Here is a 21297-nt window from a genome sequence, read left to right as displayed (position 1 = left end):
CAAAGGAATGATGACATTAACAGAAATACAGAATATGCAGCCGACAGGCTTTCATTATTTTGATAATACGTTTGTCAGCAGGGAAGAAATAAAAGGCGTCATCAATCACGCAGAGCTCGTCAATTTAAAAAGCGCTCAGCTGAGTAAAACTGCCAGTCAGTACGAAATTGAATTGTGGACCGATAAACAGGTCATCAATATTCATGCCGGTAATATTCTGACTAATGTGGTTCTTACCCCGGTTGCGGCTGCAGCGGACATTATTTTCTTTCCGATATCGCTGACGTTTCTCCGGTTTATGACTGGTCTGGGTGCGTTCAAATAAGAGAGGCTCGTCAGAATATGAAAGACTTAACGCTGCGCTATTACGATATTGAAATGCGCTATCTGCGCGACGCCGCAAAAGAGTTTGCCGAAACGCACCCTGACCGCGCCGCGATGCTCAACCTGGATCGTGCCGGAACGCCGGATCCGTTTGTGGAGCGCCTGCTGGAGGGCTTTGCCTTCTCGGTAGGACGGCTGCGTCAGAAGATCGATGATGACCTGCCGGAGCTGACCGAAGGCCTGGTCAGCATGCTCTGGCCGCACTATCTGCGCACCATTCCATCGCTCGCAGTAGTGGCGCTGACGCCGGACCTGCCGAAAATGAAGATGGCAGAGACGGCGCCTGCAGGACTGGAGATCTTTTCCCGTCCCGTGGGGCCTAAAAATACCGTGTGCCGCTATCGCACCACGAAGCCGGTCACGCTTAACCCGCTGGCGGTCACCGGGGTTGCTATGGGCACTGAGCCGGATGGGCGCTCTGTGCTGCGCCTGCGCCTGACCAGCAGCGGGCAGGCGGACTGGAGCCAGTGTGACCTGCGCCAGCTGAGCCTGTGGCTGGGAGAAGATCTGCCCGTGGCGACGGCACTGCATCAGAGGCTGACCCGCTGCCAGGCGGCGCTGTACATTCGCGAGGCGGGGCAGCCGGAGCGCAGGGCCTTTGACGGCTGGTTCAGCCCCGGCGGATTTGACGAGGATGACCGGCTCTGGCCAAAGGGGGAGAGCGCTTTCAGCGGCTATCAGCTGCTGCTGGAGTACTTCACCTTTCCTGAGAAATTCCGTTTTGTAAATCTGAATGGGCTGGAGACGCTCGCGCTTCCGCCCGGGCTGGCATACGTCGATATCGAGGTGGTCTTCAGCGAGCCGTGGCAGAGTGATCTACCGGTCAAAGAGAGCTCTCTGCGCCTGCACTGCGTGCCGGTGATTAACCTGTTTGCACTGGAAGCCGATCCGCTGATTGTGAACGGACTGGAGAGCGAGTATCTGCTGCGCGCAAAGCGCCTGCAGGATGGGCACACGGAAATTTACTCGGTGGATACGGTCAGCGGTTCAGGACTGACCGGTGCGGCTGAGTATGTTCCGTTCACCAGCTTCCGGCACCGGGGCGGTATGATGCGTCGTCTTGCTCCGGAACGTTACTTTCATACCCGCGTGCGCCGGGGCGTCACCGGCCTGCATGACACCTGGCTGATCCTCGGCGGTCAGCAGTGGGAGAAAGACGATCTGCTTTCCCGCGACACGCTCTCGCTGCGCATTACCGGTACCAACGGCCAGCTTCCGCGTCGCGCGCTGCAGAGCACGCTGCTGGATCGCTGCGAACAGATGCTGCAGACGCCGGTGACGGTGCGCAATCTTACCCGCCCGACGCTGCCTGCTTATCCACCCGCTGAGGACCGCTTTCACTGGCGGGTGCTCAGCCATCTCGGCTCTGGCTTTATCAACATGATGAACAGCGCAGAGGTGCTGCGCGGCACGCTGGCGCTCTATAACTGGCAGGATGATGAACGCTGTAACCGCAGGCTGGAGGCGATCCTTGACGTGCAGCAGCATCGTCTGCAGCGGTTTGAGTCGGGTTATCTGCTGCGCGGTCTCGATGTTGAAGTGACGCTCGACAGCAGCGGTTTTACCGGTGACGGCGATGTCCACCTGTTTGGTGAAATGCTTAACCGCTTTCTGTCACTGTATGCGGACATGAATCAGTTCATTCAGCTTTCGCTGATAGTCCGGCCTGAAGGAAAATGTATCCGATGGAAAGAGAATCACAGTCAGCGTCTGCCCGGCTGATCGCACGGCTGGGCGACCAGCTTTCCCATATAAATTTTTACCGTTTTTGCCAGCTGCTGGAGAGGTGCGATCCTGAAGCGCCGGTTCCGGGCAGCGTCTGGCAGGTGCGACACGAGCCGGTACGGTTCAGGCCGCACCCTGGCATGGGATTTCCGGCTGGCGAAATTCGCGCGGCTGAAACCGCCGGGTATCCGCACCTTCCTCCAACCGTACGCATCAATTTTATGGGGCTGTATGGCACGGCATCTCCGCTGCCGACGCACTATCTCGACGATATCGCCCGGCAGCGTGAAGGGCATGAGGCGCTGCAGGATTTCCTGGATATCTTCAGTCACCGGCTGACTACGCAGTTTTATCGTATCTGGCGCAAATATACCTATCCGGCCACGTTCGCCGCCGGCGGCACCGATGAAACCTCTCAGTACCTGCTGGGGCTGGCTGGCCTGGGAATAGACGGCTGCGCGCAAAACATCGCCACACCGGTTTCGCGCTTTCTGGCGCTGCTGCCGGTCATGATGTTGCCTGGCCGGACCGCAGAGGGGCTCTCCTCGCTGGTGGCGCTGCTGGCACCGGATACGCGCGCGCAGATAGTGCCGTGGGATCCGCGTCGTATTCCCCAGTCCTGCCGTTTACGTCTGAGCACGCAACAGCCGGTCAGCCTGATGCGTCGTCCGGTCATGGGAACGCATGCCACCGACGTTAACGGACAGGTACTACTGCGACTGCTCACCGATAACCCGGAGGAGATGCGCGGCTGGCTGCCCGGCGGACAGTTACACGGCGATCTGATGGCGCTGCTCCACGTCTATCTGGGGGCAAAGCTGGATGCACGGCTGGAGCTGTGCGTCGACCGCGCCCTGCTGCCTGATGCGCAGCTGAGCTGCCGGAGGGAGGCGGCACAGCAGCTGGGCCGCACCGCGGTGCTGCCTCTGCGGAACCTTAACGCCTCGCATAAACCCGATTTACTCACTATACCGCTCGGGCGTTATCAGCGCGTCCGGGAACAACCTTCAGGGACTAAAACAGATGAACAGGGCGACTACCGCTGGTAAAATAGTTATTCCTCTGATGCTGGCGCTGAGTGCCAGCGGCTGCGGCCTGACGCAGAAAGTATCCGAAGGCACCGCGTCCGTCACAAAATCTCTTTTTTACAAACAAATACGCACCCTGCACCTCGACTTCCGCGCCCGCGAAGGCGCCAACCGCAACGCGCAGGGCGCTGCGCTCTCAACCGTGGTGCGCATCTGGCAACTCAGCGACCGTCAGGCCTTTGACGCCTCCGACTACCCTTCACTGTTAGCGGCTGGCAGTCAGGTTCTGAAAGCGGATCTGCTGGCGCAAAAGGCTATCCGGGTGCGTCCCGGCGAATCGGTCAGTATTGATGTACCCATGGAGGAGAGAACCGGGTTTGTGGCGGTGGCCGGAATGTTTCTGTCGCCAGATACTCAGGATGAGACGTGGCGAATACTGCTGACCCGCGCAGACCTCCACCCGGACAAAGCCAGGGTGATTGAGCTGGGTGACGGCACGCTAACGCTGGTAGCGGAAAAAGGGGAAAGACTCTGATGCAGCCTTCACTTTACGACATGCTTTACGGCAATTTCAGCGGCGGCCTGGATCTGGATGCGGTGAGCGAACGGGAACAGGTGATTTTGTCGGTGCTGGATAACCTGCAGCGCATTCTGAACACCCGCGCCGGCGCCCTGGCTCATCTGCCCGATTATGGCCTGCCGGATATGACGCTCATCCTGCAGGGGCTGCCCGGCACCGCACATCAGCTGGTACATATTCTTTCTGACGTATTACTGAAGTATGAGCCCCGGCTGAAACAGGTTGATGTGGTGATGCTGGAACAGACGCAGCCCGGTGAGCTGCGTTATGCCATTGATGCCGGGCTGGACGTCGTAGGTAGGGTGCGCTATGGCACTGACTTTATGCCGGGAGGAAAGGTACTGCTGCGGCATCTGCGCCAGCAGAACGTGATGCGTTAAGCCATAGCCACCAGCCAGATAAGATCGCCGGCCTGGCGCTTCGCCTTTACCTTCCCGCTAACACTCTGATAACGGACCTGCTTCCGGCAGGTCTGCGGATAACTATGACCTTTTCATCTCAGAAACCGCACGTGCTGATGACCGGCGGAGACCCTCGCCTGCATCCCGAATTTATTTGTCTGCAAAACGAAATCAGGAAGCTCAGCCATCCCGCCCGGCCCGATATTAACTGGCTGCAGGTGATGGAGAGCTGCACCCGGCTTTTCGGACAGGCTGGAGCAGATCTGCAGTCTGTTTGCTGGTTTACGCTGGCGCTTTCTCATCTTGACGGCGCTAAGGGGATGCAGGAGGGGCTCAGGGTCACGGAGGCACTGATGCGCTCACGCTGGCAGACGCTCTGGCCCCACCAGCCTGCAGACCGGATAGCGATCCTGAGGATGCACTTTCAGCGCCTGCAGTTTCTGTTACGCACCTGGCCGGCGGAGAAGCCTGATACGCAGATCGCGCTGAAGGCGTGTGCAACATATCTGGATCTGATTGAGCAGCATCTGGCGCAGGCGGGCCTCAACGCCGCGAGCGGTATCCGCCAGCTGTGCGATAAAGTCAGAACAGCAGCCGAAAACGCGGAGACGTCACCGGGCCAAAGCGACATGGCGACCGCACGCAGAAGCCGCCCGCGCGAGCCGCTTTCCGACCCGGCTCCGGTAACGGCAACGCCTCCGACCTTTATTATTCATCCCGAATCAGCGCCTGAACAGACATCATCAGCCGTTATATCAGGCCTTTTATCGCCGGCATGGCCGCTATGCTGGTGGTTGTCGCAACAGGCGCAGGCGGCTGGCTTTATGCCCGCCAGCCCGGTGAAAATACGCGTATGCTCTCTGCTGCCGTACCTGCGCTTCCTCATCCGCTGACGGAAGAGCAGCGGGCAGGCATCCGGCAGGATCGGCGTATCAACGCCGCAGAGTGGATCAATACGATCAAAACACAGGCTGAACGGCTTGATGCCGCCGGTATCGGCAGGGCGGGGAGCTACAGCGCCGACGTTGCGCTGCTGGCAGGCTCGATCTGGCCGGCTGAAGAGTTAACGCGCCGGCTGCTGACAGACGCGCTCGCCAGGAGAGAGGCGATGACAGCCTCGCCGGAAGCGGCAGGTGCCTGGCAGCAGGGGATGGAAAAACTCAGCCTGCTCAGTGAAAAGCTCAATGCGCTTGATGAGAAGCGGGGGCGTTACCTGACCGTCAGCGAGCTGAAGTCAGCAATATTTTCCACACAACAGGCATTCAGCCTGCATATCCCCGCTGAAGAGTGGCTGCGCCGCTATGAAGATTCTGCTTCTCCGGCCGGGGAAGCGCAGTTTAAACGGGCAATCAGTGAACTGCAGGCGCGATACGACATGATTCGCCTTCGCAGGGCAGCCGCATTGAGAGGCTCAGCGGCACAGGAGAGCGGATCTTAAATAAAACCGACGATCTGCTTATTATCAGCGAGTGAATGACAGTGATCCCGAATGATCTACTCCGGCATGCTGCACTGGCAGTGAGCGCTGCGCTCATCGTTATTTTTATCGATTTCGTCCGGTGCTTCTCCGGGTGATGTGATAAATCTGACTGGTACAGAGAGCCTGGGTGAGAACAATCTTTACAGCATGCCATAAAGATTTTCACAACAGTAATTCAATCGCTGGATCGGCTTTTCTCGCATTAAGTGGGGAAGTTCTGATATGGCATTGATCTCTGCCATCGCCATTTTGCCGCCACTCTAAAATCAGGAAACAAAAAAGCCACTCTGAAAGGTGGCTTAAATGTATGATTTTCATCATTAAATTTGGTGGCCCCTGCTGGGTTTGAACCAGCGACCAGGCGATTATGAGTCATATGAATAGCATGTTTCATCATTTTCCATCTTCAACCATGTTTGTATATTAAATTCTATAAAACAGTAAGTTATATCTATCCTTTCGTTTCATGTTGTTCCGGGTTTTTGCTTTCAGTATCATCCTTACATCACCTGCTACATCACCCAGAAAACGGTAATAAAATTCTAGTAAGGACTCTCTCTTGGCAGACAATCTAACGGACTCAATGGTGCGCGGACTGAAAGCGCGCGACTCGGCTTATCAGGTATGGGACAAGAGTGGTGAGCGCGGAGCAGGGCGTCTGGGCGTTAAAGTTGAGCCATCCGGGCAGCGGGTTTTCTACTATCGCTACTACTGGGATGCTAAGCGCCATTTCATTCAGTTGGGTCGTTACCCTGAAATGTCGTTAGCTCTGGCTCGCCAGCTTGCGAAAGGTTATGCCGGTACGCTGAAGGAAGGGAAGAACCCTAAGGTCGAAAAAGCTGAACAGGCAATCGCGTTGGAAAAGCAAAAGCGTGCTGAACAGTTAAAGGGCAGTGTTGAGCAGCTTATTCAGGGCTACACCAACAAAATGCGGGAAGATGGAAAACGGACATGGCAGCAGGTGCTATACCGTCTTGAGAAGGAAACCTATTCCTTTATCGCTAAAGGTACCAAAGCTAATGAAGTCACCCCACTACATATCAAACAGATTTTGTCTGCCATCATTCAGCGTGGGGCGAGCGTTGAAGCGAACCGCGTGCGCTCTTATCTGATGGCAGCGTTCAACTACGGGCTTAAAGCAGATAACGATCCGGCCAACCACCAGCAAAACGTGATGTTTGGGCTTGAAATGAACCCGGTGAGTGTCATCCCTAAACAGTCAGCGGCTGAAAAAGCGGGAACCAACTGGTTGAAGTTGAAGGATCTGCAACAGTTAATCGGTGACTTTCCTAAAACGCCAAGCGTCGGCAGCACAGTGAGTTTGCTGCTTAATTTATGTGTATACGCTGGTGGCCAGCGCCCGCATGAACTGGCTTCCAGTCTGTGGGATGCCGTGAACTGGGAAGAGAAAACACTGTTGATAGTTGCTGACGTCTCAAAGAACAAGCGCGACCATTTGGTGCCATTAACGGATTCAGCTATAGAAATTCTGGAAAGGCTGAAGGTGGAAAACGTTAACGATAGTCCGTTTATCTTCCCGCAGCGACTGGATCCGGCCAAGCATCTACGAACTGACAGCTTTGCTCAAGCCATCATCTATTATCGCGAGCATTTTCCTGACAACCCCGTGTTTGTCGCGAGGGATTTACGGCGGACCTGTAAAACGCTGATGGGCGAAATCGGTGTCTCGAAAGAGCTGCGCGACCGCATTCAAAACCATGCTTTACAGGATGTCAGTTCAAAACACTATGACCGCTATGATTATCTTTTAGAGAAAAGAAGGGCATTAGAACAGTGGGAAAACAGGGTTAATCATGTTGAGCAGGCCACCAGCAATGTCGTGAATTTATTTCAGAGAGGATGAGAATTGGCCAAAGATAGTCTCAATTCTTTGAAGAGCATACGCCAGTCTGCTTCATCGGACAGCGTATTATTGAATAGACTGGGCATTATCGATGAAGTAAATTTTGATGTGTTATCAGTTCAGGCAGATGCTGGGTTACAGTCTTTTTGGCAAGCATAAAGCGTTTTGAAGGCTATTCAGGCCGAAATCGCTGACAGCTATATGCCGATGATACAGCTTGTTGACGATATTTTGCCGAATTAGCGAGCTAAGCCGATAGCTTTTGCTTTATCTTGATACTGCTTAAGATTTTGCTCAATTTTCTGCACAGCTTCACCCGCTTCAATAGCCGTTGAGCTAGCAACGGAGCGGCAAATTTGTTGCTTAGTGATTTTGGCGCTGGTGGCTCGACTTTGCATTGTGAGGTCCTCATTGTGCTTATCGGGTTTGTAGTGGGTGGGAGATGAGCTTACAAGATGGTTTATTAGGGGATGTATGCCGGGAGGTAGCCCACCATTGAGGTGGGCTTAGTTGCTTAATCCTGATACCTGGCTCTTGCTCTCACTTCCTGCATGTTCATTCCGTGATGAAAACGCTGATGTCCACACATCCAGCATGAACAGAGGCATGGCGTATGATAAGCCTTACCGATATTGACGATAGTCGCGCCTTCAGGCCAGCTGTAAGCCGCATTATTATAGCGACCGCGTTTAGTTTTGAGCCTTTTCATATGATGGCGACGAAACGATCGATTTCTTGTATGCATGGGTAATTCCCGAATATACCGTCGGGGCAGCCACACCTTCGTGTGACCGCCGGAACGTGTATTCGGATTGGAGGATTTTACGCATTGTTATGATCCTTATTAAAATCCATTCACCTTAATTCCGAAAAATTCTACTCGTTAGTATTCCAGTTTATGAAGTGATTTTTCAACCTTTCAACAGTGTGTCGCCATTTTGGCGTTGTCGGTTTACAAACGGTATTTTGATTACCGAAGAATCCAAGTTCATTTACTGCATCCTGTTCACTACGGGTTTCAAGCCACTTCACTGAAACAAAATACTCAGATACATCGGGATCACCTGAGTTATCGCGATATAGGTTTCCATGTTTAAGCACGTCCATCGCGAGTTTTTCACCAGCCTCAGTATTGATTGTAAAGCTGCTGGCTGGCTCAACGGCACTTTGCACAATACCGACGCCAACATAACCTGTTTTTGGGATGTTAACCCAGACGCGTTTACCGGGCTGAAGCTGTTTTAAGGTCTGGCTGTACCAGCTTCCGCCACCGGCACTGATAAAGCCGTAACGGCGCGCCTCTTCCCAGTTACGACTATTTGAGTCACCGAACGAGACATAGAACTCTCCGTTCCAGGGTTCTTTTGATTGAGCACTCGTACCTGCGGTGGCTTGAGCAGCGTTAGTTTGCGTCTCGCTGGGATCAAGAAGCCAGGCGCGACTTAAAAGCTGCTCGTCCCCGTGCTGAAAGACTTTGAAGAACAGCACGTTAATAGAGATACCATTTTTGCTTAGATAGTCGACAATGCGTTCGGTGGACGGATCCAGTTCCGCCGCTACGATAATGATTTGATGCGACTGGTTAATAGACTCTTCTTCTAACTCAGTATTGAAACGTTGCTTAAAGGCGTCACCCAGATTACCGCCGCCAGAGAATTTTTCATAAATTTGTGACAGGCGGTCTGCGGTTAAATCATCTACCCATGAAGCGTAATCCAGCGCCTGAGCGACTACCTCGCGCGGTGTGCGGTCGCGTTTCAGCTCTATCAGGATTAGCGAGGCATCAGGCGCTATCGCCAGCAGATCAATACGCCCCTTATCGAGCGTATTTTCCTGATGCCCGATAATCATCCACTGATCTGAAAGAATGGTTGGGTTGTTCAAGATCATTCTTTCCAGCAAACTCTCGCTGGCCAGTTTGCTGATAGTCAGTGGCTGGGGGGTATCACTTACCCGCCAGATAGCATGATGAACCGGCATCGTCTGTTCCTTAGTTTAAGGCTGCATCAGTGAGTGCATCCGCTAGGTGAAGCTGAGTTTGCTGGGCGGATTGCAGACGGGATTTAAGAGCATCGCAAATCCTCAACATTTCATTTACTTTATTAGTGATGCGAAATTGCTCCTCTAAAGGAGGAAGCATAAAAGGATGGGAAGCAAACTCATCAAATAATAGGCTTTCAACAGTAGTTCCAACCTTGGTAAGGTTGTTAAGTATATACTTTTCAAATCCTTGCATCATTAGAATAATATAGCTGTTGATATTTAAAATAAAAGGATTTAAAACCTTCATGTCTTGATTAACAGTACATTCAATAGCTGTTATTGCAACAGGAAAAGTCCTTCTCAGTATTCCACTTCTTGCTACAAATAACAAACTACCTTGAGATACTTTCCCCAATCCATCCTCAATTGCTAAGCTAGTAACAAAATCCTCTGAGGTCGTTATTAGTCGCGTTTTCATATCTTTTGGTGTCACCCAAGGGATATCGCCGTCCCAATAGTCGCCTCTCATCTTACTCGGGGTTTTACCACCTGAAAAACTACCTAAATGTGAAAGGGTTATCCATTCCCACCCCACCGGTAACTCAAATGGCTTTTCATCGTCACTCACTGGTGGCAAAAGTTTCTGTTTTTTAATTTTACCTTCTTTCACCAGTTGCACTTTTTCCCGCTCAATACGTTTAAGCAGTTCAGATGCAGGTTCATCGTTCGGATCCTGCGGCACCAGTTTACCCATTACCGCCAGTTGCAAAATAATTTGTTTAAGTGCGTCGATACTGGCTTCGGTGGTAAACAGCGTGTCGAAATGCTGGCTGATTCGCGCCCAGTTTTCGGCTAACTCTTCGGCATTTTGGCTATTGGTGAGTGTTGCCAGCAACGTTTCAACCAGCTGGGAATGTGCGTCCAGACTGGTCAGAGATTGCTGTTCCAGTTGGTCGCAGAGGGACATGAGATCTTTAAGTTTGTCTACGATGCGAATTTGTTCAGCTATGGATGGAAAAGGAATTAGTAAGTTTGGAATGTCGCTTAGATTTAGTTTGTTTGTATGACTCCCACCAACTTTAATATTCTCTAATTGTGAAAGCATGCACGGGCTGTAAAATAACCTATGTAAATAAGTTGTGTTTACTAAAGTTGATACAGGTTTTATCAGGCCGACACTTACAAAAAGACTAAAAGGCCTGTTTGTATTTACAAGGGTTACTCTTCCTAATGTGCCAATTCTGCATATTAATAAATCCCTTTCCTCAGGGTTACATCTTGCATTTATTTCATCGTGTTGTTCTTGAGAGATATATTTACAATTATCGAAGGATATACTATCCCCATTGATATCTTTGACTGAAATAAATGCAACGCCATTATCAATATATTTTGGCGTATGATGAACTCCATCTGTGATTTTACTAGATAAGTCGCCTAATCTTACCCACTCCCAACCCACCGGTAATCCAAACGGCTTATCATCCTCATCGATTTCCGGCAAAGGCTTCTGCTTCTTAATCTTCCCCTGCTTCACCAGCTCGGCTTTTTCATCGGCAATCCGTTTCAGCAACTCAGATGCCGGTTCATCATTCGGATCCTGCGGCACCAGTTTGCCGCGCACCGCCAGCTCCAGAATCAACTCACGCAGCTTTTTAATGCCATAAAGGTCAATCTTGCCGTTGCTGCCGCGTCCCGCCGTTGAACGTGTCTGCAAGGCAGAAGTCCAGGTATCGATATGTTGGGTGATCAGTTGTTCAAAAGACATCAGTTGACCTCCTTGCCCGCAAGCGCGGCACCGAGGATATCGCGTAGCTGGTGGCGCAGCTGGTTGATTTCGGTTTGCTGCTGCCGATACTGCGCCAGCAGCTTATCGGGATCATGGATGACTGCTTCTGCCTGATGTGGATTCTTAATATCAAGGTTGAAGTTACGTGCAATAACATCATCAATGCTGACTTTCCAGGCGTGTTCGTTTTCAACACGGCTGGCAAAGCCGTCCGCTTCATCGCCCCACCAGTCAATTTCTGCCTGAAACTCTTCAAACTTCATCGGACGAGTTTTGCTGTAGTTTTTCACGCCTTCAGGATAGGGATGTTCATAGAACCAGATATCCTGAGTCGGCTGGCCTTTGGTGAAAAACAGCAGGTTAGTTTTGATGCCGGTATAGGGATTAAACACGCCATTCGGCAGACGTACGATGGTGTGCAGGTTGCACTCTTCTGTCAGCAGCTTTTTGATTTTGGTTTTAACACCTTCACCAAATAGCGTGCCATCCGGAAGGACGACAGCGGCGCGTCCTTTATCCGCCAGCACTTCAACAATCAACTGCAGGAAGAGGTCTGCAGTTTCACGCGTTTGCGTTTCAGAGGGAAAGTTTTTCTCGATGCCATCTTCTTCGGTGCCGCCAAATGGCGGGTTGGTAACAATCACATCGAACTGCTCATCCCATGAAGAGAGTGGTTTGCTTAACGTATTGTCATGGCGAATCTGTACCGGAACTTCAATACCGTGCAGCAGCATATTGGTAGTACAAAGCAGGTGCGGGAGCTGCTTTTTCTCTACACCGTGAATCTGCTTCTGTAGCGTTTGATGATCATCGGTGCTGTGAACGTAGTTGGCTTTAATATGGTCAACCGTGCAAGCCAGAAATCCGCCAGTGCCGCAGGCAGGGTCAATCACGCGCTCGCCCAGTCTGGGGTCGATACGGTTAACCATAAAGCGGGTAACGGCGCGTGGTGTATAAAACTCACCAGCGTTACCGGCGCTTTGCAGATCGCGCAGAATTTGTTCGTAGATATCGCCAAACAGATGGCGTTCGTTGCTGTCGCCGAAATTGATCTCATTCAGTTTGTTGATCACCTGACGCAGCAGCGTGCCGTTTTTCATATAGTTATAGGCATCGCTGAAAGCTTCCCGCACCACAAATCCACGAGGATTTTTATCACGAGGTGCAGGCAGGTTTTTCAGGGCAGGGAAGAGATCGTCATTGACGAACTCAAGCAGCGCGTCGCCCGTTATGCCTTCTGCATCAGCCGCCCAGTTGCGCCACAGATAACGTGCGGGAATCGGCAGACGATATTCTTCCGCATCCATTATGGCTTCCAGCTCTTCTTCCTGAGTGTCGAAAATTTTTAAAAACAACAGCCATGAAAGCTGACCCAGACGTTGCGCATCGCCGTCCACACCGGCGTCTTTACGCATAATGTCCTGTAAGGATTTGATAACTGAACTGATAGACATGTTTGTTGCAATTTCCGTAATAAAAAAGTCTGCCACCGAGCGGTCGCTACGGTGACAGACATTAAAAGGGAATCAGGCCGAGCGAGGAGGTAGTTCGTAGATTTCGTTTTCCAGTTCACTCACGGCACTCATGTAGCTTTCCTTGTCACCAAAGTTCTTTTTGATGATCTCCAAAGGGCGGCCCATGGTATCAAAAGGTCGCAGCTTCAGTACCTGAATATCTTCGATTTCCTTTACGCCCGCATCGGCGTATTTATCGAGCAGGTTGCTCAAGACGGTCTGAGCCGACTCAGAGTATTTGGTGAAGTAGTTGCGCTTACGCACGTTATCGGCGCGTTCACGGCGGGTGAGCGGCGGCTGGCCGTACACGACATGGCAGAGCATATCGAAGGGATCCAGCTCTTTGCCGACCTCTTCCGTCAGCACATCCCAGATAATGCCCTGCTGTTCCAGCTCTTCGATAATGGCCTGTTTACGTTCAGCACTCTGCCAGCGCTGAACAAAATCATTTAAAGATGCGTACTCTTTCATCAGCGTACGGCGGGTGTAATCCTGAAAAGATTCGGTGACCAGCTTACCGTCAGCGTCATAATACTGAACGCGTTTAGATAGCACGTTGACAGCAACGCCTTTAACGTAAAACTTCCTGCGTCGTTCTTCGTCTGTTTCGGGTAGTGCGCCATCAGGTTCGGGTTCTGTTGGAGCACCCGAGGGATAATCCGGCGATGGTTCTTCTGCATGGCCTGTTTGGCCATCTTCACCCGATGCATTATCTTCCAGTTGCTCATCAAAATCTGACTCTGGATCGGCGACCTCATCTTTTGTGGTGTTTATGACTTTCACCGGCAATCCATCAAAGCGTTCATCTGCAAACAGTTCGGTGGCTTTTCGGAAATCCAGAATGGTGAACCACAGCTTGTTGTAGCGTTCATCAATACGTGTACCACGTCCGATGATCTGCTTAAATTTGGTCATCGACTGGATATTTTGTTCAAGCACAACCAGCTTACAGGTTTTGGCATCTACACCCGTTGTCATCAGTTCTGATGTTACGGTGATAACCGGGTAGGGCTTCTTCGGATTGATGAAGTTATCGAGCTGGTTTTTTCCCTCAGTCTCATCGCCTGTAATACGCATAATGTATTTATCATTTTCTTTCATTTGCGCTGCGTTGAGATTGACCAGGGCGCGCCGCATCCGCTCTGCATGAGGGATGTCATTGCAGAAGACGATGGTTTTATCCATGGGGTTGGTGCGTTTAAGGTAATCCGTAATGGTTTCCGCCACCAGCTGAGTGCGTTCATCAATGACTAAGTTGCGATCAAAATCTTTTTGGTTGTAGATGCGATCTTCGATCAGCTCACCATTTTTATCGACTTCCCCTTTCGCTGGACGCCACCCTTGCAGGTCAACATTGATATCAACGCGTACCACTTTATAAGGCGCCAGGAAGCCATCCTCAATGCCTTGTTTAAGGGAATAGGTATAAACCGGCTCACCGAAATAGTCTGTATTTGAGACCTCATGGGTTTCTTTCGGCGTCGCCGTTAAACCGACCTGAGTCGCACTACTAAAATATTCTAAAATCTCGCGCCAGGCACTGTCTTCAGCGGCGCTGCCGCGATGGCACTCGTCAATGATGATCAGGTCGAAGAAGTCACGCGCAACCTGCTTATACGCTTTTTCATGCTCGTCGGTTCCTGTCATCGCCTGATACAGTGCCAGATGGATTTCGTAAGCGGGATCGACGGTGCGGCCAGTGATTTTAGTCATTGCCTGCCCAAAAGGCTGGAAATCATTGGTGCGGGTTTGATCAACAAGAATGTTGCGATCGGCAAGGAACAGGATGCGTTTCTTGTGCCTGCCTTTCCATAACCGCCAGATAATCTGGAAGGCGGTGTAGGTTTTGCCGGTCCCGGTTGCCATCACTAATAAAATGCGGTTCTGGCCTGCTGAGATAGCCTCAAGCGTTTTATTGATTGCCTGAAGCTGATAATAACGCGGCGATTTACCGGAGCCGTCATCATAGTAGCCCTGCGTAATAACAGGCAGCTGTGCGGCGGTATAGCCTTTCCAGAGACAGAACTTCCCCCATAACTCAGCAGGCGTTGGGAACTCTTCGAGTGTAATTTCTCGTTCCAGCTGATCAGGGTTCGTTTTGTCGTGAAATATGAAGCCATCGCCATTAGAGGCAAAGACGAAAGGAACCTCTAACAAGGTGGCATAACCCAGTCCCTGCTGCATTCCTTTTCCAATTTCATGCTTGTTTGCTTTCGCTTCAATGACTGCCAGCGGTAAACCTGGCTTATGGTAGAGCACTATATCTGCTGATTTCACTTTCTGACGGGATGCCAGTTTACCCCGCACAACTACCTTGCCATCACGTAACTTCACCTCCTGGCGAATCTGCGTCATGTCATCCCATCCGGCCTTCTTGACCGCAGGCAGAATAAATTTAGTTACGATGTCGGTTTCAGTCAGTTGAGCTTTGTTCACGCCAGCCATAGCATTTCCGGTCAGATAAAAGTGAAGGGAGATGGACCAATTCTTGCACAAATAAAGTGCTTCGTTAATGGCTTTAGCCAACAAAATCAGCGCAGTGAGATCTTTAACCTTGCTAAGTCAAATATGTAGCTTGGTGCTTTTTGTTAAACCTTACTTATTGATTATCCTCTTGTGTTCATCAATGCTTAAGGTCACCGCTATACTGGCTTGTAATTGCAGCAGAGAGTTCTTTGCAGTTAGCGGGCTTAGGAAAAATTCAATCAGTAACGCATTTAACGATAGGACGCTTGTTATATGTATCCTTGGGAGAAAGTGTTCGATGAGTAAACGGTTGTTCCGTCTGGCAACATGGCGCGTTCATCGTCGTAAGAAGCCTAATACTGAAGTGGTAAGGAACGAACGGCCGGACGAAGGGATCGGGGCGGAGGCTCCTATTCAAAAAGCATCCGAAGATCGTCTCAGAAGGGCTGAATTTGCGGCTCGTATAGCCGACGTGCTTTCGGAGCTTAGTTTGCGCGAAGGCCGTGTATTTGCTATTCGCGGAGGGTGGGGCTTTGGGAAATCATCTCTTAAAAACCTTATTACTGAAAAACTCGATGATAAGAGAAGCGGAGCGGACTGGCTCGATTTCAACCCCTGGCAATGGGGGGACGGCGATGCAATTGCCAGCGCGCTATTTGGCCAGATAGCAAATAGCTTGGGAGGCGAGCATTCGAAGGCTGCACATGACCGTGCCGAAGCACTACGACGCTACGGCGCGATCCTGACTGGGGTCGGTAAGCCTCTTAAAGAGGCTGGAGGCTCAGGCCATCTAATCTCGATGGTGCTAACAAATGCCTCAGTTTTAGCAATCGCATCGGCTATTGGATATGGCCTTCCGACGGTCACAAAGGTTGCGGCTGTTCTTGCCTTTCTCTCAGTCGGAACACCTATTGTTGGACGCGTGCTATCGTATCTCGGGCGAGACCATACTGGCGAGTCTCTCGACAAGATACGCAGTTCGCTTGAGGCTCGCCTTCGCGAACTTGACCGGCCACTGGTTGTCTTTGTCGATGATATTGACAGGCTTGAGCCAGAACAGATCAGGATGTTACTTCGGCAGGTAAAGGCAAATGCTAACCTCCCTAACATTGTTTTTGTACTCCTGTTTCAACCCAGTATCGTAGAAAGGGCACTCGATCCGGTCGCTGCCAACGACGGGCGAGCCTTCCTTGAAAAGATCGTGCAGGTTAGCTTTGATTTACCGGCCGTTCCAGCATCGTTCGTGCATCGTATGTTCAAGGAAGAACTCTCTGAAATAGCGGGCTCCTACGCGACTGAGGCCAACGGGTTTTCTCAAAGACGCTGGGGTAATGCTTGCATCGGCTGCATCCAGCCCCTGCTTCGCAACATGCGCGATGCACGTCGTCTCATCTCGTCCATTGCTGTACACATACCATTGCATGTGGTCGGCAACGTATTCGAGGTAAATATTGTAGATTTCCTGCTTCTTGAGACTCTCCGAGTCTTCGAACCAGATCTCCACGATGCACTGTTTCGTGAGCGAGATTTGGTTCTTCAAGAAATGCGCTTTTCCAGTGATGGACGCCGAGAGGTAGACCAGGCAGCGGCTAAGAAGCTTCTTGAGACAGTCTCAGAGCAACGCCGCGATATCATTATTAATGCGCTCAAAGACTTATTTCCACCTCTCGAATGGGCATTTGGAGGAACAAGATATGCGGACGGCTTCAATCGCCAGTGGTTGACTGAAAAACGAGTATGCACATTGCGCTACTTCCCACGTTATTTTGAACTCCAGACGACGTTCGGAGAAATGTCTGAACGCCGTTTTGTTGATTTTCTTGATGCGACAGCGACAGAGGATGAGCTCTTAGCTGTAATCACTGCCCTCGAAGCTGATGGGTTGCTAGGTTCGCTCGTTGCGAGGCTCGACGAATCCGTTGAGCGATTACCCTTCGAACACGCAGCTGTTCTACTTCCATGTATGTACCTACTCGCTGAAAAACTCGCAGGGACTAACAGCGGCTCTTTTGATTCGTCATATGTGGCAGCATGGCGAGCGACAAATTGGTACCTGAAGCGCATTCCTGAGGATGTGCGAGGCGCTTTGGCTTTAGAAGCACTCCGTAAAACTGAAGCTCTATCCGTTGCCTCGCTCCTGATCCATCTCAGTGACCCCACTGATCGAAATGAGGGCGAGAGGGGAGTCTTCGATCCAGTCTTAGATTACAATACCGTTGTGGCAATGAAGACTGAATGGCTGCGGCTGATAAGGTTACGAGCCGCAGATGGCGATGCGCTGATTGCTGAACCAGATCTCATATCCTTGCTCTATCGCTGGGAAAAATATACCGATTCAATGGATGAACCACGCGAGTGGATGATGAAAGCTATTCAAACTGATCAGGGCTTCGCAACGATGGTTACACGCTTGATGATTCGTGGCACAAGCCACACATACGGGGATTGGGTATCCACAAAGCATAACAGTTTTAACAAAGAGACAATTAACGACTTTATTGGCATTGACGTGGCGAAAGCCAAATGTGATGCCATTAATCCTGCACAGTTCCCGGAGCACGAAGAGTCTCTGCGAACGCTGCTTTGGCATCTACAAGGATGGCTTGGGTTGAGAGAAAACGACGCTTTCGATTTTTAGAGCGCCGGAACAGCAAAAGCTCAAGCCAGAAGTTATGCTATGGATCTTTGACCTATGTGGTTCATGCGCTTTTAGATATTTGGCCTAACGTACCATAACGTCCGCGATGCTCGCTTCTGGTACAAAGCGGACGTTGTGCAGGCCAATATCCGCTATGAGCGAAGAGTGGACGTTCTATTCCAGGCTTAATACCTACAGAATTGAGAGTAGGGCAGTGGCGCTGTTGAAAAAGTGGCGATTTATCAATATATTGACATTACCCTTAGGCAAGTCGAACTGGGTACAACAGGCCGGTAGCCTGCCATATGTGGGTGTTACCGAGGCCAAATTTTCTACATAACAATAAAGTTGGCGGGGTTTTGCGCTCTAAGCTTTGTGAGATCAGCCTATTAGGGAAGAAAACCTTTATGTCCGGAATGCGATTTTAATCCACTTGAAAAACCGGGAATGCTACTATTTTGCAACCGAACCAGTTGCTGGCGAGTAAGATGGATATTGGGCTCGTCATCTTAAGAGTAAAAGAAGTTACATGTTCCAAACAGTTAATTAGTCTGTCATGGTATTCATTTCGCTGCGTGGGATAGACAAAAAAAACCATGGCGTATTATCGATATTATTGTTCTCCGTGCTGAAGTGAAATCTGTCAGTATCGAGTAGGTGATTAGTCGACCTATGCGGAATTAGGGATATAGATTCATTAATCCTGCTTGCAAATAGGATGTTCATAACAAGTTGGTTACCTAACACACAATGATAGTTTCTCATAAATAAGCTCATGGCCCATCTATTTTAACGAGGTAACATAATGCAAGAAAAGATAGAACTTTTAATAGAAAAAATGAAATTTGGGGATCCAGTTCTATTTACTGGAGCTGGGTTTTCTTATGGCATGATTAATTTAAAAAATGCACAACCGAAAGGAGTTGCTGATTTATCAGCAGCTTTATTGAAAGATGCAGGATCTATAGATAGTAATGAAATACCGCTTAAAGACATCGTTGATTTCTACATAAATGAAAACAAAGTAAATGATTTAATAAATATTTTAGAAGATGAATTTATAATTAGTGATGTACGTAATTATCACAGGGAACTGGCAGGGATAAATTGGCGAAGATGTTATACTACTAACTATGATTTTGGTTTTGAATTGGCTTGTAGTAACATACAAAAAAAATGAGAACAATAAATCCACTCACTGGATCTGAATATCTTCGTGATGGTAATGTTTGCATTCATATTAACGGTGATATGAATATACTAAGCAAAGAGTCGCTTTCAAATGAATTTGCACTTGGTGACATATCTTATGTCCTCAATAATTTTGATGAAACATATTGGTTTAAGCTTTTAAGAAAAGACTTTGAAAGTGCGCCAGCAATTGTGTTTATAGGTTACTCTCTTTACGACGAGATGATAAAGAAGATTCTTAAATCAAATGATAGGTTCAAAGAAAAAACATTTATTATAACATCTCCATATGCTAGCCCATCAGATTTATTTAAGCTAGGGATTTACGGCCACGTGTTAAATATTGGCACCGAATCTTTCGCGGAAATGATAAAAACAAAATACAATGAAATAATATTGCCAATTAAAAAAGATTCTCTAAGAAACTTTATAAAGCACGAGGATAGCGAAGACAAAAAAGAAATAACAATGCTTGACATTAATAACTTCTTATTGTTTGGAAAAATTGACAGAAAAAAAATACATAGTGATTATAAAAGCTTTCTGAATAATGAGAAAAATCATTTTATTCCGAGGGTTAGTCATATTTTTGAGTGTGTTGAAAAAATAAAAAGAAACAAGAATATACTCATAAAAAGTGAAATAGGCAATGGAAAAAGTGTTCTCTTGGAGCAATTGATAAAACATTTGTCAGAGACTGAAAATGTCAATATATATACTCCAACTGAGATAGATGTATCGAGCCCTCCTTCATATTCTGATGATTTAGAAAAATTGAAAGACTCAAATGTCTTATCAGTGATAGTATGTGATGATCTGAACCAGAACCAATATTTAATATCTGATTTTTCGATGTTAAAAAATGCAAATAATGTTATCTTGGTCTCAAGCATACGGAATATAGAGTACGACAAGATTGATTTCATGGATATTGATTTTGACACTATCAATATAGATGAATTATCTACAAAATCTATCGATGAAAACCAAAGAAGTGAAGTTGATTATTTAATTGAACTTATAGATATTCTTAACTTCTGGGGTGAAGAAAAAGTAACATTGCCAATAAACACGAAAAGAAAAATATTAGCAGATGATTATAAAAATCAGATAAGTGAAACATTATTAGACCTTTTGTCATCTGAAAATATCATAAATAAAATCAGCGAATACCTTGATTCAATAGTAAAAGACTCTAAGACCAGAGATATATCCTTTTTAATACTATTGTTTAAATATCTTAACATCCGTATTGATAATTACATAATAAGAGGGTTACTAGGCAACGATTATATCGACTCAATTTCATTCAAGAAAAATGAATACATATCCTTATTCTACTCCGATGATAGAGACTCCGGATTTACAAATAAATCTAGCATTTTTTGTAGAATAACATTAAAAAATCTTTTTACAAACAAATACAAGACTGAAACCTTTCTAAATTTAGTAGGTTTAATTGAGACTGAAAAAAGCAGGAGAAACAGTGAAAAAGATAGCAATATAATCCATCTAAAAGATAGTCTTATCAAGGAGATTATGAGGTTTAGTAATATTGATAATTTACTGAAAGAGATGGATGGTAAAAAATCATATCTTTTCAGTTATTATAGCGATTTGATATTAAAAGCTAAGTGGTTAAGCAGTGAGTCTCATTACTGGCTTCAGCTAGCAATGGCTAAAATAGCCAATGACAGACTCGATGATGCTCAATCCAATCTAAAGACCGCCTATAAGTGGGCTAATCAAAAACAAGCTATAAGAAACTATTCAACATCGAGTATAGATACTCAACAAGCAAGGCTTAATATTAAAAAATCGATAAAAGAACAGCATGACAAAGCTATATGGGATTATTTTATAAGTGCACACGTTTTATTGTCTAAGTGTGAGAATGATAAGTATCGATACAGGCAAGTAAAAGAGTATGAAAAATTCTTTAATCTTAAATATAATATTCTCTCCGTGAAAAACAAGAATGGTTTTAAATCATGTTGTGAGTACATGCTTTCTCAAATAAAAGGCCTAAGTAATATAGATGCAGGTGAGTATTCGATAAGATCCTGCGAGCTGGCTTTAATTAAAATATTAGATAAATTAAAATAAATTTTATTAAAAGGCGGGTATGCATTGGCGACAATGTATACCGCTATAAAAATCGCTATAAATCAGGTTGATACATTTAGACTCAGGTTACATATAATATGCTATTTCCCGCTTAATAATAGCCATCCAACTGGAGTACGCAACTCCA

General features: G+C 48.2%; 16 protein-coding genes. 11 read left to right on the top strand and 5 right to left on the bottom strand.

Going from position 1 to position 21297, the window contains the following annotated elements:
* Positions 1-7: 7 nt before the first annotated feature.
* The 8 genes from HA43_RS03645 to HA43_RS03610 all read left to right on the top strand — a co-directional run bounded on the left by HA43_RS03645 (position 8) and on the right by HA43_RS03610 (position 7462).
* Positions 8-325 (top strand): hypothetical protein, encoded by a 318-nt coding sequence (locus tag HA43_RS03645; protein ID WP_128083774.1) that lies wholly within the window; start codon positions 8-10, stop codon positions 323-325.
* Between the two features lie 17 nt (positions 326-342).
* Positions 343-2106, top strand: a complete 1764-nt coding sequence (gene tssF / locus HA43_RS03640; RefSeq protein WP_094110995.1) for a type VI secretion system baseplate subunit TssF — start codon at positions 343-345, stop codon at positions 2104-2106.
* The gene (tssG, locus tag HA43_RS03635) at positions 2061-3158 is read left to right on the top strand and encodes a type VI secretion system baseplate subunit TssG (protein WP_094110994.1); all 1098 of its coding nucleotides are present in this window, start codon (positions 2061-2063) and stop codon (positions 3156-3158) included. The genes tssF and tssG overlap by 46 nt, the downstream gene beginning before the upstream one ends.
* Positions 3133-3672, top strand: coding sequence for a type VI secretion system lipoprotein TssJ (gene tssJ / locus HA43_RS03630; RefSeq protein ID WP_094110993.1), 540 nt, complete (start codon positions 3133-3135; stop codon positions 3670-3672). The genes tssG and tssJ overlap by 26 nt, the downstream gene beginning before the upstream one ends.
* The gene (tssE, locus tag HA43_RS03625; protein ID WP_094110992.1) at positions 3672-4097 is read left to right on the top strand and encodes a type VI secretion system baseplate subunit TssE; all 426 of its coding nucleotides are present in this window, start codon (positions 3672-3674) and stop codon (positions 4095-4097) included. Before tssJ ends, tssE begins: the two co-directional genes overlap by 1 nt.
* Positions 4098-4201: 104 nt before the next feature.
* On the top strand, positions 4202-5011 hold the full coding sequence (locus tag HA43_RS03620; protein WP_094110991.1) for a type VI secretion system ImpA family N-terminal domain-containing protein: 810 nt from the start codon (positions 4202-4204) through the stop codon (positions 5009-5011).
* On the top strand, positions 4972-5556 hold the full coding sequence (locus HA43_RS03615; RefSeq protein WP_158086427.1) for a VasL domain-containing protein: 585 nt from the start codon (positions 4972-4974) through the stop codon (positions 5554-5556). The genes HA43_RS03620 and HA43_RS03615 overlap by 40 nt, the downstream gene beginning before the upstream one ends.
* Before the next feature lie 601 nt (positions 5557-6157).
* The gene (locus tag HA43_RS03610) at positions 6158-7462 is read left to right on the top strand and encodes a tyrosine-type recombinase/integrase (RefSeq protein ID WP_094110989.1); all 1305 of its coding nucleotides are present in this window, start codon (positions 6158-6160) and stop codon (positions 7460-7462) included.
* Between the two features lie 239 nt (positions 7463-7701).
* On the opposite strand, the gene HA43_RS18985 is transcribed toward HA43_RS03610, so the two are convergent.
* From HA43_RS18985 to hsdR, 5 genes are all read right to left on the bottom strand, one after another.
* Positions 7702-7860, bottom strand: coding sequence for a hypothetical protein (locus HA43_RS18985; protein WP_169713298.1), 159 nt, complete (start codon positions 7858-7860; stop codon positions 7702-7704).
* 478 nt (positions 7861-8338) lie between these two features.
* A complete protein-coding gene (locus HA43_RS03600) occupies positions 8339-9442 on the bottom strand; it encodes a PDDEXK family nuclease (RefSeq protein WP_094110987.1) in 1104 nt (367 codons plus the stop codon).
* A 10-nt stretch (positions 9443-9452) separates the two neighbouring features.
* On the bottom strand, positions 9453-11213 hold the full coding sequence (locus HA43_RS03595) for a restriction endonuclease subunit S (RefSeq protein ID WP_094110986.1): 1761 nt from the start codon (positions 11211-11213) through the stop codon (positions 9453-9455).
* Positions 11213-12688 carry a type I restriction-modification system subunit M gene (locus tag HA43_RS03590; RefSeq protein WP_094110985.1) on the bottom strand — a complete coding sequence of 492 codons (1476 nt, stop codon included), beginning with the start codon at positions 12686-12688 and terminating at the stop codon, positions 11213-11215. Before HA43_RS03590 ends, HA43_RS03595 begins: the two co-directional genes overlap by 1 nt.
* 72 nt (positions 12689-12760) lie before the next feature.
* Entirely contained in the window at positions 12761-15193 is a 2433-nt protein-coding gene (gene hsdR, locus HA43_RS03585) for an EcoAI/FtnUII family type I restriction enzme subunit R (protein WP_094110984.1), read from the bottom strand.
* Positions 15194-15512: 319 nt separating this feature from the next.
* Here hsdR and HA43_RS03580 point away from each other — a divergent pair, with 319 nt between their 5' ends.
* From HA43_RS03580 to HA43_RS03575, 3 genes are all read left to right on the top strand, one after another.
* The gene (locus HA43_RS03580; protein WP_094110983.1) at positions 15513-17852 is read left to right on the top strand and encodes a KAP family P-loop NTPase fold protein; all 2340 of its coding nucleotides are present in this window, start codon (positions 15513-15515) and stop codon (positions 17850-17852) included.
* Positions 17853-18657: 805 nt separating this feature from the next.
* Complete coding sequence (locus HA43_RS19140; protein WP_244555209.1) at positions 18658-19032, top strand: hypothetical protein; 375 nt, start codon at positions 18658-18660, stop codon at positions 19030-19032.
* Complete coding sequence (locus tag HA43_RS03575; RefSeq protein ID WP_244555208.1) at positions 19029-21149, top strand: hypothetical protein; 2121 nt, start codon at positions 19029-19031, stop codon at positions 21147-21149. The genes HA43_RS19140 and HA43_RS03575 overlap by 4 nt, the downstream gene beginning before the upstream one ends.
* Positions 21150-21297 lie beyond the last annotated feature (148 nt).

Source organism: Pantoea eucrina (assembly GCF_002095385.1).
Lineage (GTDB): Bacteria > Pseudomonadota > Gammaproteobacteria > Enterobacterales > Enterobacteriaceae > Pantoea > Pantoea eucrina.
Note: the sequence above shows the minus strand (reverse complement) of the source record. Positions and strands in the feature narration are given on the sequence as shown.